Raw genomic sequence first — 14,378 nt, forward strand, 5'->3', positions numbered from 1 at the left:
CGGAGCGCAGGGCCGCCCAGGCCCGAGCACCGGAAGCGGCGCGGCAGCATGGGGTTCTGCTTGTGAGTCAAACACTCATCCCGTTCGGCCATCACAGAAGACCATCGCCGCTGAAAAGCCTATCGGGCGAAGAATGCGAAGCTGGTTACATAAGGTACATATCCACCCATCAGGCCAGATGTCCGTTACAACAGTTCAGGCTTAGTTTGATCATTGACCCATTCGTCACCAGCAGGACGGATAGTCATCGATGTCTTCAGAATCCGCGTTCTAACACTACCTGGACCGCGCAAGAGGAATGCCTCTAGCAGGTCTGCCGCTAACATGAATTCCGGCCGTGAAGTATCAAGGTCTATATTGGCATTGCCGTCGAAGCCACTGCCCGCGCCTTCTATTTCCTCACGAAGGCGCTTGAGGGCCTCTCGAAGAGAATCGCTTGATTGATACTCCGCAAGGAGAATCAATAGAGCCGTACCGGCAGCGGATTTGTACAACTCCGGGTCAGCGATTGCAGGGATTTCTACCACTAAGTTAGGGTGCGCCCAGATAGCACTTGCCAAACTATACGGATCCACATGCCGAATCTCCCGATGAGAGACTCTCCATTTAACCAAGTCGGCAAGAGACTCGTATTGGATGGAATGGCTGCCCAACTTCAGCAATATATCGACGGCCTTTAAAGCAGCTGAGACTTCCTTTTCACTTCCAACCAGTTTGGGAGGCAACAGGATCGAAGTGCTGCGATGACGCCGAAGGGGTACCATGAACGATGCAATACAAGGTTCAATGAGATCGACAATGCTTTCTTCGACGTCACAGTAGTTGGCACCGCTTTGAACGGCCATTCCGATACGGATCCAGGACTCAAGCCTACGATCTCCGATCAGACGCGCATAAGAAGCGTACTGGAAATCGGAGCCAAGCATGCCGGCACCAATACCAACTGCGTCGCCATCCAGACCGAGGGTGTCCAATATGGCATTCCAGCCATTCTGATCCAGACTCCCTCGCCAAAGGTTCACTAGGGATGCCCATGAGGCTCGTGGACTATCCCCTACCGGGAATAGCTCGCTGAGTTGTACAGCCTGTTCAGAGAAAATGATGCGCAGTAGCACTAGATTGGCGCTGTAGGCCCCTATTTGCCGCACTCGATCCAGCGGCAAGGGGCAGTATCCGCTGTAGCGCTCCGACATGTGACGCTGTCGACAACTGGTTAAGAGCATCCCTAGCAACCGCAGCACATCTTCTTGATCTTTCGGGGCGAGCGCTCTAAAGATTTCAGACAAAAATGACGATATTTGTTCTCGTATAGCAATAGGCTGATGAGACAGTAGTGCGAATAGTAGATCATCGTTGAGCGCTGTCGCGCCGCGTCGATATTCATTGGCCACATACATGAGGCTTTTGAGTATCTCGATAATCTGGGCAGCTACCAAGTATTCAGCAAATGTGGCATGAAGAAATTCGTAGCTCCTTCTTGCGGTTCTCTGTCCTTCAATCTGAGCCTCTGCTGTATGAATGAAGAAGAATCGCCCTACTAAATCTCGACCCAATGTGGCAGTATCGATACTCATGGACCGATTGCCATTTAGCGCGACGATATCGTTCCCCAATTCGATATCTGTCGTATCCTGCCTACCTCGGTTGAACATCGCAAAGGCAGCTATCGACAGGTGCCACAACCTGTCATTTACCTCGTCGCGAGCCTGATGCGAGTTAAGGGCGTTACCCTGTTTCGATATTTCCCGAGTAAGAAAATTCTCTAGGAGATGCCGATAAACTTCGGAACTGGACACGTCGGCGTCCAGAGGAGGGGAAGATGGGTCTGAGGAGTAAAGAGCAAGCATCATCAATAGCAAAGGCTGAGATGATAGCTCTCGCAGCCTCATCGCTCCTTCGAGGGAAAGTACACCAATCTTGCCTTCGGTGATTAAGGATGCATTCTCCTCATTCCATGACTGGAGCCACGATGCAACCTGATCTCTATCGAACTCTTCCAGCCGAATTAGTGGAGTTCCCTCAGCTATTTCGACACGGTCCGCTACAAGAGTGCGAGACGTAACGACTACGACTACGGGCCGCTGTTGTTCAGCTTCTCGACGCTGGAATTCCGCTACTTCTAGCAGGTAGCTCGCCCGGTGTAAGGCGGACGCCTGCAGAAGCTCGTCTAGCCCGTCGAGTAGCACTACTCTAATTGTCTTTCGACTTTCGTCAGCCAATTCATGCCATTCGACTCTCTTATGTGTCGAATGATCAAGAGCCTGTTGTATTTGTTCGAATATCGGAGCGTCAGAGCTAACCCGCCTCAGCGGCACTCGTACTACTGTATACGATTGGACAGGGAGACGTGCTGCAAGGACTTTCGTGAAGAGGCTTTTTCCAGCTCCAGGGTGCCCCAGTACTACCAAGGGGAGTCGTGTTGCTTCGACACTGGTGATATGAGCCGCAAGGATCAAGTCTATATCCGTGTGTATAGACTGCTTCTGCCACCATTCCTCACTGGAGGGTCGTGCCGTGGAGTTGTTTCGTGCCATTCGACAATACGGATCCACGTATATCTGGCCGACCGTTGGGAAGCTGATTGGCTCCTGCTGCTTCGCCATATCTATGGGAACGATCAAATCGGAGAGTGCACCCTTATTTGCGCGACTCACGATATTCATTAGTTCGCGGCTACCTGCACGTGTCGAGGCGGCCGCTACAGTCAGCAATCGTTCGATGCGACTCAAGGCTACACTTTTGCTGTCGATGGCCGCGTGAAGGTCAGCTTGTATAGCGCGCATCTGGTAGCGAGTCGATGCATGCTCGTTCATACTGGCCCACACCAGAAACTCGGGCACACTGGAGGCCAGTTGTAGATATTGCGTCCTATATTTCTCAACTGCACCATCTACAACAACTTGCATTGAAGATCCTTTGGGCATTTTATTCCATGCTTCGAGACCCCCTAGAAACCGTTCCGTACGCCCACAAAGCTGCTCCATCCATTTTCTCACATGAGTAACATTTTCTTCGAAGCCACGAATAGCCGAGGGTGCAGGTATAGCTGTGCTATATATTGCATCAAAAAAGGATTCGCGCGAATCCCTCCACTTCCCGGTCACAAGCATCTCTCGCTCGTCATCGCTCAATGCAAGGGAGAGGCTTGCCTTTTCGCCAGCCCACTCGCGCAGGGCATCGAAGAACGCAGCTGCTACTACTGTCGTATGAGCCGCCGTAATCAATTGATAGCGATCGTATCCGTTAGTGCCCAAGAGATGATCTGAAACTTTGTTGACTACCTTTCTCAGCAAACCCATCGCTTCATTTTTCTGGTCAACCCATCCCCAGACAGCTGCCAGGCCTGCGAGCGGCGCTAGATTGGGCACTCCGATAGCAATCGCTCCTGCCAACATCCCACCAGATAGAATCGCGCCTCCCAGAAGCTTGTCGAGCTTTTCGACAGTAGGGCGTTCATAGTGGCCGAGAATGCTGAGTGCACCTTGGTACGTCAGCGCGGGATCTCGTCTCATTTAATCTCCAGTGCTGTGCGTGTTTCGCAGGGCCACATCCCGCATCGCAGGTGTCAACTGACACGTAGCTTGGAGGATGGTCTGCGCTTGAGCGCAGTGAGAATCTATAGCGGCCTGCAACCGCATTACAAGCTGGATCTGTACATCTGTCCCATGCTCATTTCTACGGCGCCGTCTTACCCCTGGCAACCTCAGCCGCCATCTCCTGACCTCTGTCGTCCACGAGCTGTCTGACGCCATTTCGCCGTGGGCGGCGCTGGCCGCGACCGGCCGGAGAGCCGCAGCGCGGCCAGCGACCGTCCGACGCGCGGCAGGCCGCCGCAGGCGGGCTGCCCTTGATGACGTACAGAGAATTTGCTTTCTGATCTTGCTGATCTGCAGCTCGATCCGGCTCAGCAGTCGTGGCGATAGGGCTCAGCGGCAGTCCACACACGTTCGAAGCAGGTGAGGTACGTGGCTGCTGCGCCATGATCTTCATTGTGGCGTAGGTGCATGACGGGGGCGTCGGCTGCTTGGGGTCGCATAGGCGTGTGTGTTGACGAGGAGGTCGTCGTCGGCTCGGTAGATCGAGCTGTAGAGCACCGTGCGGTGTAGCCGGAGCTCGATACCTTCGCCGGCTGTCAGAGGGTGGTAGAAGGCGAGGGCGTTGCGAATGCGTGCGGACATGACGTCGGGGCCGATGCCTTCATCGCTTCCTCGGGTCGCTACCTCAGTGCTGGCGGGGTCGCCGAGGAGGATGCGGACCTTGGTGCCGGCGCTGGCGCGATCGGTGAGGATGCCGAGGAGGCCGGGGTCTTCGGCGATGAACAGGGCGCTGTAGGCGAGGATGCCGATCTCAGCCGTTGCTCCTTGGAACAGGCTGCGCCAGACCCTCTGGGGGACGCTCCAGCGGTGTGGGTAGACCGCTTCGACGCCGTCGGCAAACGCTCGGTGTCGCTGGGCGGCTTCTGGCCATAGATCGGCCTCGTCGGTGTGGAGGAGGTCGGCGATGGCCCAGCGGTGGCGTGGGTAGGGGGTGCGGCCTGCGAGCCAGCGTGCGACCGTCTTCGGGTCGACAGCTAATTCGGCGGCGACGTCGGTCGGGGTGAGTCGAGCTGCTGCCAGTGCGTAGCGCAGGTTGTTGTTCATGGGCCCGCCTGCTTGTCTCGCGAAACGGTCTCGTGCTGCGACGATACATCAGACGTCCCTAGACGTCCCTAAGTTGTGGTGTTCCCGCCCCTGACCTCTGGACGAACCTCGACGCGTACACCCAATCGGGAGCGTCAGGAGGGACGAGTATGCAGACGAGCAAGACCGTCAAGGAGCAGCAGCGGGCCTATGCGGAGCGGTTGTTGACCGCGCTGGGCAAGGAGTTGGCGCGGCGGGAAATCACGGCGGTGCTGGTCGTGGCACAGGACGGGCGGCCGGCCCTGGACGTCACCGACAGCCGATGCAGGATGCGGCGGGTGTTCGTGCAGCTGCCGTTCTGCTGGTTCTACTGGGGCGACCAGGGCGACGAGCGGGTCTCGTTCCTCCAGATGCCCGCCGCGGTGGACCGGGTCGAGCAGGCTGCCCGCGACGGGTGGAACGACGGCGAACAGCGCGAACTCAGCATCGACCTGAACAAGATGATCGATGCCTACCGCGGTTAATCCGGTGGCCAGAGGTCGGTGGCTGACTGGCGGGCGCGTCTACCCCCAGGTCGCCGACCGGCTTCGGGAGCGGATCGTCTCGGGTGAGTTCCCGCCGGGCAGTGTGCTGCCGTCGGAGACGGCGTTGGGTCGCCTCTTTGGGGTGGCGCGTAACACGGTCCGGCGGGGGCTGGCGATGCTGGAGGACGAAGGACTGTTGGTCACCGTTCCGTCCAAGGGGCGGGTGGTGTGCGGGGAGAGGCCGGCGGCACCGCCGTACCGGTATCTGGTGATCGCCGCCGAGTTGCGCGAGCGGATCGCGCGTGGGGAGCTTGGCCCGGGTGCTGCCATACCGAGTGAGGCTGACCTTCGGCGGCGCTTCGGTGCCTCGCGTAACACGGTGAGACAGGCGTTGGCGGTGCTGGAGCAAGAGGGCCTGGTCGTGGCCGAGCATGGTCGCGGCCGGTTTGTCCGGGTGAAGGGTGAACGGCAGGCGGGAGAGTGAGACGTCCTGGGACGTCTGGCCTTGCCCTCTAGATGCGGCTCGGTCCGTGATGTCTATGGTGTGGCTCGTGGGACAGGTTGAGTGGGCATACGGGCTGGCCAAGGACCTATTGGCGACCGCGTTGCCCCGGCGGTGGGCGCATACACAGGGGGTCGCCGAACGGGCCGAGAGCCTGGCCGGGATCCTCGGCGCGGACACGGACACGTTGATCGCCGCCGCGCTGTTGCATGACATCGGGTACGCCCCTGACCTGGTCGACACTGGCATGCATCAGCTCGACGGCGCCCGGTATCTGCGAAATGTGGTCGGCGCCGAGGGTCTCTTGTGTCGGCTCGTGGCGTACCACTCGTGTGCGGACAACGAGGCTCGGGAACGAGACCTGCTCGACGTCCTGGCGGCGGAGTTCGCCGCGGAGCGGCCGGATCTGGCGCGGGCGCTGACGTACTGCGACATGACGACCGATCCGGATGGCCGGCACCTGGATGTACGGGACCGGCTGGCGGAGATCCACTCTCGTTATGGGAGTGACCATGTGGTGAGCCGGTCGATCATGGCGGCGACGCCATGCATCGTGTCGTCGGTGCGGGCAGTGGAGGCGGCGCTAGCCGATGTGCGGCAGGCCGACGCCGGATAGGAAGTGCTCTATCCGCATTCGCATCGAGGCCGCCATAGGCAGTGACAGGACCTCGTCGCGGGGCACCCATTGCACCTCGCGCGACTCCGCGCTCGGCGTCGGGCTCCCGGAGATGGGCCGTCCGGTGAGGACTATGGAGAACTCTTGACGTACCTCACCGTTGGAGGTGTAGAGGATCACATGGCCGGGGTCGGTGTAGGTGCCGACCAGGCCGGTGATCTCGCACGTGATGCCGGTTTCCTCCAGCGTCTCCCGGACCGCGGCTTGGGGCAGGGATTCGCCGAGGTCGATGGCGCCGCCGGGCGGGGCCCAGTTGTCGTTGTCGGTGCGGTGGATCATCAGCAGGTCGCCGGCGTCGTTGGTGACGATGACGTTGACGGACGGGACCAGGCTGTTGGGCTTGGGCGCGTCGGGGTCGTGGTGGAAATCGATGCGCTGGCCCATGGTCAGGACTCTACCGGGGTGGCCTTGGCCCAGACCTTCTCGTAGCTCTCGGCGTAGGTAGCGACCATGTCGCCTCCGGCCACGCGGCGTAGGTGCAAGACGGGGGCGTTGCCGGCTCGGGTGCCGAACACGTGGGTGTTGATCAGGTATTCGTCGTCGGCGCGGTAGATCGAGTTGTACAGGATCGTGTCGTGCAGCCTGAGCTCGAAGTTGTCGAGGCCGAGGATGGGGCGGTAGAAGACGAGGGCGCTGCGGATCTGGGCGGCCATGCTGTCGCCGATGCCTTCGTCGGCGCCGCGCTGGGCGACTTCGTGGCTGTCGGGGTCGCCGAGCAGGACGCGGACGCGTACCCCGGAGCGGGCCTTGTCGCCGAACATGCGCATCAGGCCGGCGTCGTCGGCGAGGAACAGGCCGCTGTAGACGAGGACGTCGATCTCCTCGGACGCGCCTGAGAAGAGGCGTCCCCAGATGTCCCGCGGGACCGCCCAGCGGTGCGGGTAGATCGTGAGGACTTCGCTCTGTGAGGCCGCGGCGACCTGGTCGCGGGTGAGGGCTTCGGGCCAGAGGTACGTCTCGTCGACGCCGAGGTAGGAAGCCGTGGCGAAGCGGTGCTTTCGGTAGGGTTCGCGTCCTTTGGTGATCCAGCGTTCGACGGTCTTGGGGTCGACTTCGATCGCGTCGGCCAGGTCGGCGATGGTCACGCCTTTCTGGAGAAGCGCCGCGCGTAGCCGTTCGTTCGCCATCGCACCTGCCCAGTGAGGACGTCCGGGGACCTGCACATCGTAGGCCGGACGTCTTGAACATGTCCCGTCGTGTAGTGATCTCGTCCTGACTCTGCGTCGCATCCTCGGTTGCACAACGCCACAACGGCCCCCAACCGAAGGAGGAGATGCCTCAATGAACATGATCAGCTTCCTGGACGAGACCCCCGCGTGCGAGTGCGGCAACGCGCTGGCCGACGGCCAGGTGCGGTGCTCCAAGTGCCTGGCGCGAGAGCGGTACACGCGCAAGCAGCGGGCCAGGAACCGGCGTGAGCGGCGGCGGGCCGAGTCCCGGCGTCCCCCACGCGGTCCCCGCACCGTCACCGCGGCGGGGGTGAGCTGGACGTGAGCTGGCTCCCGCTGATCGGCGCCGGACTGCTCGGCGCACTGCTGCTGGTGGGTTACGTGACGGTCCTGGTCGGGATCCGACGTCAGGACAAGGCCATGACGCTGCGGCGTGAGGTGTCCGGCGTGTCGGCGTCGCTGGCTCGCCGGGTCACCGGCTGCCACGTGAGGGACGGCGTGCAGTGGACGTAGCCAACTGCTCCTCGACCTTCGCCAGGCGCGCCGACAGGTCTAGTACGGCGGTGCGCAGTTCGGCGACCTCGCCGGCCAGGTCGCCGGCGGGCGGGGCTTCGGTCTGGTCGCGGACGAAGACGCCCTTTCCCTGCTGGCCGATGACCACGCCCTCGTTGCGCAGGATGCCGACGGCCATCTTCACCACCGACAGGGAGGCGTCGTACTCCTCGGCGAGTTGGGCGGTGGACGGGAGCGGGCTGCCGGGCGCGAGGGCGCCGCCGCGGATCTGGGCGCGGAGATCGTCGGCGATCTGGAGGTAGCCGGGCCGCCCGGTGTGCTTGACCATCGCGTCAATCTCACCACACCAAGACAGCCACGCCAACATTGACAACTGAGCCAACTAGGTTAACTATGTTGGCTACGACGTATGAGGAGGTCACACGCCATGCGCACCATCCCGATCCCGGTCGACACCGGCAAGCTCACCATCACCTGCGTCAAGGCACCCCGGCCGCGCGTGCTCAACCGGGACACCGGCGAGATCAAGACCGACAAGAACGGCAACACCGTCTACGAGGTCACCGTCTCGGTCGAGGACGAGTTCGGCCGGATCGAACTCGTCAAGATCGGCATCACCGGCGAGCCGCCCATCACCGCCGGCGACCCGGTCAACGCCGTCGGCCTGGTCGGCTACGTCTGGGAGATGTCCGGCCGGTGGGGCATCTCCTACCGCGCCTCGGCGCTGCTCCCGGCCCGGGAGGCCGCCGGTGTCTGACCTGCCGCTCTGGCTCGCAGTCCTGCCCCTGATCGGGGTGGGACTGTGGGCCTGGCGCCGCTTCCATTACCCGTCGTTCTGGCTGATCGCCGGCTTCCCGATCGCCGCCGTCTTGGTGCGTGCGTCGTGGCGGCGGGTGGCGCTGGGCTGTGGGCTGACGAAGAAGCGGCAGCGATGGTGGTTCACCACCATGCCGGGGCTGGTCGCCTCGACCGGGATCGTCAAGGTCAAGCGGCGCTTCCAGCGGGTTGCCGTCGACACCAAGCCGTTTATGTGGCTGCCGCTGCCCACCCGACATGGTTGGCGCGTCACCGTCCACACGCTCGAAGGGCAGATCCCCGGCGACTACGCCGACGCCGCCGAACGGCTTGCCCATTCCTGGGGCGTCCATGCGATCCGCGTCTCCTCGCCCGGACCCGGACGAGTCATCCTCGCGGCGACCATGCGGGATCCGCTGGTCACCGTCGACCAACTCCCGCCCTCGGCCGACCTACTTAAGGTCACTGTAGGCAGGCTGGAGACCGGCAAGCCGTGGACGATCGACTTCCGCACAGTGCCCCACTGGCTGAACGCCGGAGCGACACAGTCCGGCAAGTCCAACCTCGCCAACGCCCTCATCGTCGGCCTCGCTCCACAACCTGTTGCCTTGGTCGGCGTCGATCTCAAAGGCGGGGTGGAGTTCACCCCGTACGCGCCGCGCCTGTCGGCCCTGGCCACCTGCCGCAGCGAAGCCGGCCGACTCCTGGACGACCTCGTCGCGCTGATGCTCGATCGGATGGGCGTCTGCCGCCAAGCCTCCGCCCGCAACATCTGGCAGCTCCCACCCGCCCTACGTCCGGTGCCCATCGTGGTCCTGGTCGACGAGCTCGCCGAGCTGTACCTGATGGCCGACAAGAGCGAAAAGGATGAGATCGCAAAGACCTCCACCGCGCTGCTGCGCGTGGCCCAGCTCGGCCGAGCGTTCGGCATCTACCTGTTCTGCTGCGGCCAAAGGATCGGCTCCGACCTCGGCCCCGGCGTCACCGCCCTGCGCGCCCAGTGCTCCGGCCGGATCTGTCACCGCGTGAACGATCCGGAGACCGCGACCATGACGCTGGGCGACCTCGACCCGGCCGCGCTCGCCTCGGCTCGCGCCATCCCAGCTGAGACACCCGGCGTCGCCATCGTCGCCTCACAGGACGGCCAGTGGTATCGGGCCCGCTCCTTCTACGTCAGCGAGCAGACCGCCGAACACGCCGCTCACACCCACGCCCATCTCACCCCGCCCTGGCCGGAGATCATCGCCCACCTGACTCAGCACGACCCGTCCGAACTGCTCGACGCCTGAACCCATGAAGGGAGGAACGATGCGACGCATCACCTGCTGGCTCCTCGACACCGGCCCCGTGCTCGTCCTGGCCGCCATCGCCGGCGCCGGATCGTTCACCCACATCCGCGACACCGCCACCGAACACGGCCAGACCGGCTGGATGTCCTGGGCCGTCGCCGTCTGCATCGACCTCACCTGCGTCATGGCCGCCCGCGAACGCCAACGCGACAAGAAGACCGATCGTCAGCGCCGCGGCCCGATCTCCTGGCCCATCCTCGTCCTGACCGGCGGCATCGCCCTCTCGCTGGCCGCCAACCTCCAACAAGCCGACCCAACCGTCTGGGGCTGGATCACCGCCGCCACCCCGGCCGGCGCCTTCCTCATCGCCGTCTCAATGCTCGAACGCCGCGCTGCCGGCGCCCCGCCTGAACCGTCCCCGGATACCGCGTCGTCCACAGCGCTCGTTCCAGCCTCGTCCGACGTCGTAGCCCGCCCAAACGTCGACGACCAGGACATCCGCAAGGACGGCCCCGCCCCCGCACTGATCGACTACGCCCGCCGCATCGCCGACGAACACCACACCCGACACGGCACACCCATCACCCGCGACGCCCTACGCGCCCGCCTCGGCATCTCCAACCAACTCGCCACCGACCTGCTCAACACCCTGCACACCGCCTGACCCCGAAGGGAGAGCCACCATGACCCACGACCGAACCGCCATCATCACCGGCCTGCGCCACCTGGCCGACTTCCTCGACGCCCACCCCGACATCCCCGTCTCCGCGACCGCCCCGCTCTACCACTTCACCCGAACCGGCAACGACGCCGACCAGCGCGCCGAGATCGACCAGATCGCCACCCGCCTCGGCACCCCCATCAAGGACGAGACCGACCACGGCCACTACACCACCGCGATCAGCTTCGGCCCCATCGAATACCGCGCCATAGCCATCACCACCGAAGCCCGCGCCCGCCAAGCGGCAGCCGCCAGCTACCACGGCTGCGTCCAACCCGACCCCACACCCGCCACCTGACCGACGAAAGGAGAAACCGATGCGCATCCGCCTCGACGGCACCCGCGCCGAACTCATCGACGCCCTGTTCCGGCTCCGCCTGAACTTCACCGTCTCCGGCGTCTCCCGCGCCTACCCCGACCGCGCCAAGCCCCGCCACTGGCACATCTACGTCACCACCCACCCGCGCGAGCGGACCTGACGGCCGTGAACGAGCAGGAGCCGGTGATCACGCACTACCGCTGTTGCACCTGCAACGGAACTGGTCTCGACGAGGACCGCAACCGCTGCCTCGACTGCGACGGCACCGGAATCGACAACCACGGCGCCCCATAGGCGCAGCGCCCCCGGCCTGGCCGCACATCCGCCAAGACACACGCCAGGTCGGGGGCCATCCCCTCACCCGAACGAGTGAAAGGAGGTCTCCATCTTGCCTGCAACCCACACCACCGCGCACGCCAAAGCGGGCATGATCGCCCGGCTCAACAGCCCCGACTACGACCGCTGGGCCGCCCAGATCCACCGCACCGGCGGATGCCGCCAGCCCATCCACCTGCGCGGCAAGGTCGACCACTACGACCGCGTCACCGGTCGGCTCCTGCACCGCTACACCACCCGCACCGAGCCGGACGGCGTCCTGCGCCTGCCCTGCAAGACCCGCCGCGCCTCCCGGTGCCCGGCCTGCGCCGAGGTCTACCGCACCGACACCTACCACCTCATCCGAGCCGGCGTCACCGGCGGGAAGGGTGTTCCGGACACGGTCACGAGCCACCCGACGTTGTTCGTCACCCTGACCGCGCCCTCCTTCGGCACGGTCCACGCCCGCCGTGAGAAGGGCGGCAAGGTCCTGCCCTGCCACCCCCGCCGCGACGCTGAGATCTGCCCACACGGCCGGACCATGTCCTGCACCACCAAGCACAGCCTCGACGACCCGCGCCTCGGCGAACCGCTGTGCCCGGACTGCTACGACTACACCGGCTCGGTCCTGTTCAATGCCCTGGCCCCGCTGCTGTGGAAGCGCTTCGCCGACTCCCTACGTCGCCACCTCGCCAAACTCGGCGGCATAGCCCTCAAAGACCTCCGCCACCACCTCACGGCGTCGTTCGCCAAGGTCGCCGAGTACCAACGGCGCGGCGTCGTCCACTTCCACGCCGTCATCCGCCTCGACGGCCCCGGAGGACCAACCGCCCCGCCACCGGCTTGGGCAACCGCCGACGCCCTGACACAGGCCGTCCAGCACGCCGCTCGCGTCGTCAGCGCTCTGGTCCCCGCCTACGACGACCAGCCCGCCCGCCTCTTCAAGTGGGGCATCCAACTCGACATCCGCCCCATCACTCTGACCGGCGACCTCACCGACCAGGCCGTCGCCGGCTACATAGCCAAGTACGCCACCAAAGCCGCCGAATGCGTCGGCACCCTGGACCGCCGCATCAACCCCCTCGACAACCTCGACACCTACAACCTCCGCGACCATGCCAAACGCCTCATCACCGAATGCCTCCGCCTCGGCGCCATCGAAGACCTGGCCGACCTGCGCCTCGCCCAATGGGCCCACATGCTCGGCTTCCGCGGCCACTTCTCCACCCGAAGCCGCCACTACGGCCCCACTCTCGGCGACCTTCGCGCCGCGCGCGAGCAGCACGCCCGCGATGACGACATCACCACAGGCCGCCTGCCGCTCTTCGACGAGGACACCGTTCTCACCGTCAGCGAATGGGCCTACGCAGGCAAAGGCCATTCCGCCGGGGACCTGCTTCTCGCCGCAGCCATCACCGCCTCCATGCCCGCATACGCCCACGGACACCGAGAGGAGGCGTCATGACCGTACCCGCGAGCGAGGAGCGGATGTGGACGGTGCAGCGGCTCGCCGACTTCCTCGGCATTCCGACGACCACGCTCTACCAGTGGCGCTACCTCGGCAAGGGCCCAAGGGGTTGCAAGATCGGGCGCCACGTGCGCTACCTCCCCGAGGACGTCTACGCCTGGGTGCGTGAGCAGTCATGACGGTCTACGACAGGTGGCACAAGTCCAGACCACGCCCAGGGGACGCCAAGTGCGCCGAACACAACCGCGTGCCCTCTTCCGACCACGGCAAGGGCGAACGCTGGCAGGTCCGTTGGCGCGACGACCACGGTGAACAGCGGAAGAAGAACTTCGACAAGCGCGCCGCAGCCGACGCGTTCGACGCCAAGGTCAAGAACGAACTGGCCGTCGGCACCTACGTGGATCCCAGCGCCGGCAAGGTCCTCTTCCGCCAGCGCGCGGACGAATGGCTGAGATCGGCACCGTTCGACGAGGCCGTCCACGACCAGGTCGCGATGAGGCTCCGCAACCACATCTATCCCGTCCTGGGCGACCGGGAGATGCGCGTGCTGGCCAACCGGCCATCGATGGTCCAAGCCTGGCTACGCGGGCTACAGGGCGAACTGGCCCCTTCCTACATCAGGGTCCTGCTGGCGCACGTGTCCGCTGTCTTCTCCGCGGCCGTGGACGACGGCCTCGTCGCGCGGAACCCATGCAAGGCATCGGTCGTGCGAGCGCCGAAGGTCTCACGCGACAAGGTGAAGCCGTGGACGTACGAGATGGTGGAAGGCATGCGGGCCGCTCTCGGGCAGAGATACGCCGCGATGGTCGACATCGGGGCCGGCCTCGGTCTGAGGCAAGGCGAAATCTTCGGCCTGACCGTTGATGACGTCGACTTCCTTCGGCGGGTCGTCCACGTGCGCCGCCAGGTGAAGATCATTCGTAGCAGGCAGGTCTTCGCTCCACCGAAAGGCGGGAAGACGCGCGACGTTCCGCTTCCGGACTCGGTGGCGCTCCGGCTCTCCGCCCACCTCGCCGTCTTCCCCGCCGTGGACGTCACGCTGCCCTGGCTGGCGCTCGCCGGCAAGCCGGTGACGCACCGACTGCTCTTCTCCACGCCGAACGGCAACGCGATCCACTGCACGTACTTCAACCAAGGACAGTGGCGGTTGGCCCTCGTCCGCGCGGGCATCGTGCCCGCCCCTCCCCAAGGCCAGATGCCCGAGTCGCACCGCGAGCACGGCATGCACGCTCTTCGCCACTTCTACGCCTCCGTACTGCTCGACGGGGGCGAGAGCATCAAGGCCCTCAGCGAGTACCTCGGGCACCACGACCCGGGCTTCACCCTCCGCACGTACACGCACCTCATGCCGTCCAGCGAGGACCGCACCCGCAAGGCCGTCGACCAGGTCTTCGGGACACACTCACCCGAGCCGTGTGCCCTCGATGTGCCCTCTCAAGAAGCCTGACCCACGTAACCGCAGGTCAGA

At 64.1% G+C, this 14,378-nt stretch carries 18 protein-coding genes; 13 read left to right on the top strand and 5 right to left on the bottom strand.

The window, feature by feature from the left end:
• Window positions 1–185: 185 nt before the first annotated feature.
• Together ABZS51_RS01415 and ABZS51_RS01420 are read right to left on the bottom strand one after the other, a co-directional pair.
• On the bottom strand, window positions 186–3,512 hold the full coding sequence (locus tag ABZS51_RS01415; protein WP_355434648.1) for an AAA family ATPase: 3,327 nt from the start codon (window positions 3,510–3,512) through the stop codon (window positions 186–188).
• A gap of 474 nt (window positions 3,513–3,986) precedes the next feature.
• Window positions 3,987–4,640 carry an XRE family transcriptional regulator gene (locus tag ABZS51_RS01420; protein WP_355434651.1) on the bottom strand — a complete coding sequence of 218 codons (654 nt, stop codon included), beginning with the start codon at window positions 4,638–4,640 and terminating at the stop codon, window positions 3,987–3,989.
• Between the two features lie 149 nt (window positions 4,641–4,789).
• Here ABZS51_RS01420 and ABZS51_RS01425 point away from each other — a divergent pair, with 149 nt between their 5' ends.
• From ABZS51_RS01425 to ABZS51_RS01435, 3 genes are all read left to right on the top strand, one after another.
• Window positions 4,790–5,143 (top strand): hypothetical protein, encoded by a 354-nt coding sequence (locus tag ABZS51_RS01425; RefSeq protein ID WP_253769799.1) that lies wholly within the window; start codon window positions 4,790–4,792, stop codon window positions 5,141–5,143.
• Window positions 5,127–5,627, top strand: a complete 501-nt coding sequence (locus ABZS51_RS01430) for a GntR family transcriptional regulator (RefSeq protein WP_355434654.1) — start codon at window positions 5,127–5,129, stop codon at window positions 5,625–5,627. The genes ABZS51_RS01425 and ABZS51_RS01430 overlap by 17 nt, the downstream gene beginning before the upstream one ends.
• Before the next feature lie 67 nt (window positions 5,628–5,694).
• A complete protein-coding gene (locus tag ABZS51_RS01435; protein WP_355434657.1) occupies window positions 5,695–6,261 on the top strand; it encodes an HD domain-containing protein in 567 nt (188 codons plus the stop codon).
• Here the strand turns inward: ABZS51_RS01435 and ABZS51_RS01440 are convergent.
• Together ABZS51_RS01440 and ABZS51_RS01445 are read right to left on the bottom strand one after the other, a co-directional pair.
• Window positions 6,229–6,705, bottom strand: coding sequence for an NUDIX domain-containing protein (locus ABZS51_RS01440; RefSeq protein WP_355434660.1), 477 nt, complete (start codon window positions 6,703–6,705; stop codon window positions 6,229–6,231). The two genes, ABZS51_RS01435 and ABZS51_RS01440, sit on opposite strands and share 33 nt — an antisense overlap.
• A gap of 2 nt (window positions 6,706–6,707) precedes the next feature.
• On the bottom strand, window positions 6,708–7,448 hold the full coding sequence (locus ABZS51_RS01445) for an XRE family transcriptional regulator (RefSeq protein WP_355434663.1): 741 nt from the start codon (window positions 7,446–7,448) through the stop codon (window positions 6,708–6,710).
• A 154-nt stretch (window positions 7,449–7,602) separates the two neighbouring features.
• On the opposite strand from ABZS51_RS01445, the gene ABZS51_RS01450 reads away from it, so the two are divergent.
• Entirely contained in the window at window positions 7,603–7,815 is a 213-nt protein-coding gene (locus ABZS51_RS01450; protein ID WP_355434666.1) for a hypothetical protein, read from the top strand.
• On the top strand, window positions 7,812–8,003 hold the full coding sequence (locus ABZS51_RS01455; protein ID WP_355434669.1) for a hypothetical protein: 192 nt from the start codon (window positions 7,812–7,814) through the stop codon (window positions 8,001–8,003). The genes ABZS51_RS01450 and ABZS51_RS01455 overlap by 4 nt, the downstream gene beginning before the upstream one ends.
• On the opposite strand, the gene ABZS51_RS01460 is transcribed toward ABZS51_RS01455, so the two are convergent.
• Window positions 7,963–8,331 carry a GntR family transcriptional regulator gene (locus ABZS51_RS01460; protein WP_355434672.1) on the bottom strand — a complete coding sequence of 123 codons (369 nt, stop codon included), beginning with the start codon at window positions 8,329–8,331 and terminating at the stop codon, window positions 7,963–7,965. The two genes, ABZS51_RS01455 and ABZS51_RS01460, sit on opposite strands and share 41 nt — an antisense overlap.
• Before the next feature lie 99 nt (window positions 8,332–8,430).
• Between ABZS51_RS01460 and ABZS51_RS01465 the strand changes: the two genes are divergently transcribed.
• From ABZS51_RS01465 to ABZS51_RS01500, 8 genes are all read left to right on the top strand, one after another.
• A complete protein-coding gene (locus ABZS51_RS01465; protein WP_185083445.1) occupies window positions 8,431–8,760 on the top strand; it encodes a hypothetical protein in 330 nt (109 codons plus the stop codon).
• Window positions 8,753–10,087, top strand: coding sequence for an FtsK/SpoIIIE domain-containing protein (locus tag ABZS51_RS01470; RefSeq protein ID WP_355434674.1), 1,335 nt, complete (start codon window positions 8,753–8,755; stop codon window positions 10,085–10,087). The genes ABZS51_RS01465 and ABZS51_RS01470 overlap by 8 nt, the downstream gene beginning before the upstream one ends.
• Before the next feature lie 19 nt (window positions 10,088–10,106).
• Complete coding sequence (locus ABZS51_RS01475) at window positions 10,107–10,751, top strand: DUF2637 domain-containing protein (protein WP_355434677.1); 645 nt, start codon at window positions 10,107–10,109, stop codon at window positions 10,749–10,751.
• Window positions 10,752–10,770: 19 nt separating this feature from the next.
• Entirely contained in the window at window positions 10,771–11,106 is a 336-nt protein-coding gene (locus ABZS51_RS01480) for a hypothetical protein (protein ID WP_355434680.1), read from the top strand.
• Between the two features lie 19 nt (window positions 11,107–11,125).
• A complete protein-coding gene (locus ABZS51_RS01485; protein WP_355434683.1) occupies window positions 11,126–11,287 on the top strand; it encodes a hypothetical protein in 162 nt (53 codons plus the stop codon).
• A gap of 267 nt (window positions 11,288–11,554) precedes the next feature.
• Entirely contained in the window at window positions 11,555–12,907 is a 1,353-nt protein-coding gene (locus ABZS51_RS01490; protein ID WP_355434871.1) for a replication initiator, read from the top strand.
• The gene (locus ABZS51_RS01495) at window positions 12,904–13,089 is read left to right on the top strand and encodes a helix-turn-helix domain-containing protein (RefSeq protein ID WP_355434686.1); all 186 of its coding nucleotides are present in this window, start codon (window positions 12,904–12,906) and stop codon (window positions 13,087–13,089) included. Before ABZS51_RS01490 ends, ABZS51_RS01495 begins: the two co-directional genes overlap by 4 nt.
• Complete coding sequence (locus ABZS51_RS01500; protein ID WP_355434689.1) at window positions 13,086–14,357, top strand: site-specific integrase; 1,272 nt, start codon at window positions 13,086–13,088, stop codon at window positions 14,355–14,357. The genes ABZS51_RS01495 and ABZS51_RS01500 overlap by 4 nt, the downstream gene beginning before the upstream one ends.
• Window positions 14,358–14,378: the final 21 nt, after the last annotated feature.

The sequence above is a fragment of the Nonomuraea sp. NPDC005501 genome, from assembly GCF_040605905.1.
Classification (GTDB): Bacteria; Actinomycetota; Actinomycetes; order Streptosporangiales; family Streptosporangiaceae; genus Nonomuraea.

Excerpts from the sequence above, each read along its gene's own strand:
- ABZS51_RS01420 (WP_355434651.1), bottom strand. The coding sequence starts at position 4,640 with ATGAACAACAACCTGCGCTACGCACTGGCAGCAGCTCGACTCACCCCG.
- ABZS51_RS01430 (WP_355434654.1), top strand. The coding sequence starts at position 5,127 with ATGCCTACCGCGGTTAATCCGGTGGCCAGAGGTCGGTGGCTGACTGGC.
- ABZS51_RS01415 (WP_355434648.1), bottom strand. The coding sequence starts at position 3,512 with ATGAGACGAGATCCCGCGCTGACGTACCAAGGTGCACTCAGCATTCTC.
- ABZS51_RS01450 (WP_355434666.1), top strand. The coding sequence starts at position 7,603 with ATGAACATGATCAGCTTCCTGGACGAGACCCCCGCGTGCGAGTGCGGC.
- ABZS51_RS01490 (WP_355434871.1), top strand. The coding sequence starts at position 11,555 with ATGATCGCCCGGCTCAACAGCCCCGACTACGACCGCTGGGCCGCCCAG.
- ABZS51_RS01480 (WP_355434680.1), top strand. The coding sequence starts at position 10,771 with ATGACCCACGACCGAACCGCCATCATCACCGGCCTGCGCCACCTGGCC.
- ABZS51_RS01485 (WP_355434683.1), top strand. The coding sequence starts at position 11,126 with ATGCGCATCCGCCTCGACGGCACCCGCGCCGAACTCATCGACGCCCTG.
- ABZS51_RS01475 (WP_355434677.1), top strand. The coding sequence starts at position 10,107 with ATGCGACGCATCACCTGCTGGCTCCTCGACACCGGCCCCGTGCTCGTC.
- ABZS51_RS01425 (WP_253769799.1), top strand. The coding sequence starts at position 4,790 with ATGCAGACGAGCAAGACCGTCAAGGAGCAGCAGCGGGCCTATGCGGAG.
- ABZS51_RS01495 (WP_355434686.1), top strand. The coding sequence starts at position 12,904 with ATGACCGTACCCGCGAGCGAGGAGCGGATGTGGACGGTGCAGCGGCTC.
- ABZS51_RS01445 (WP_355434663.1), bottom strand. The coding sequence starts at position 7,448 with ATGGCGAACGAACGGCTACGCGCGGCGCTTCTCCAGAAAGGCGTGACC.
- ABZS51_RS01460 (WP_355434672.1), bottom strand. The coding sequence starts at position 8,331 with ATGGTCAAGCACACCGGGCGGCCCGGCTACCTCCAGATCGCCGACGAT.
- ABZS51_RS01465 (WP_185083445.1), top strand. The coding sequence starts at position 8,431 with ATGCGCACCATCCCGATCCCGGTCGACACCGGCAAGCTCACCATCACC.
- ABZS51_RS01440 (WP_355434660.1), bottom strand. The coding sequence starts at position 6,705 with ATGGGCCAGCGCATCGATTTCCACCACGACCCCGACGCGCCCAAGCCC.
- ABZS51_RS01500 (WP_355434689.1), top strand. The coding sequence starts at position 13,086 with ATGACGGTCTACGACAGGTGGCACAAGTCCAGACCACGCCCAGGGGAC.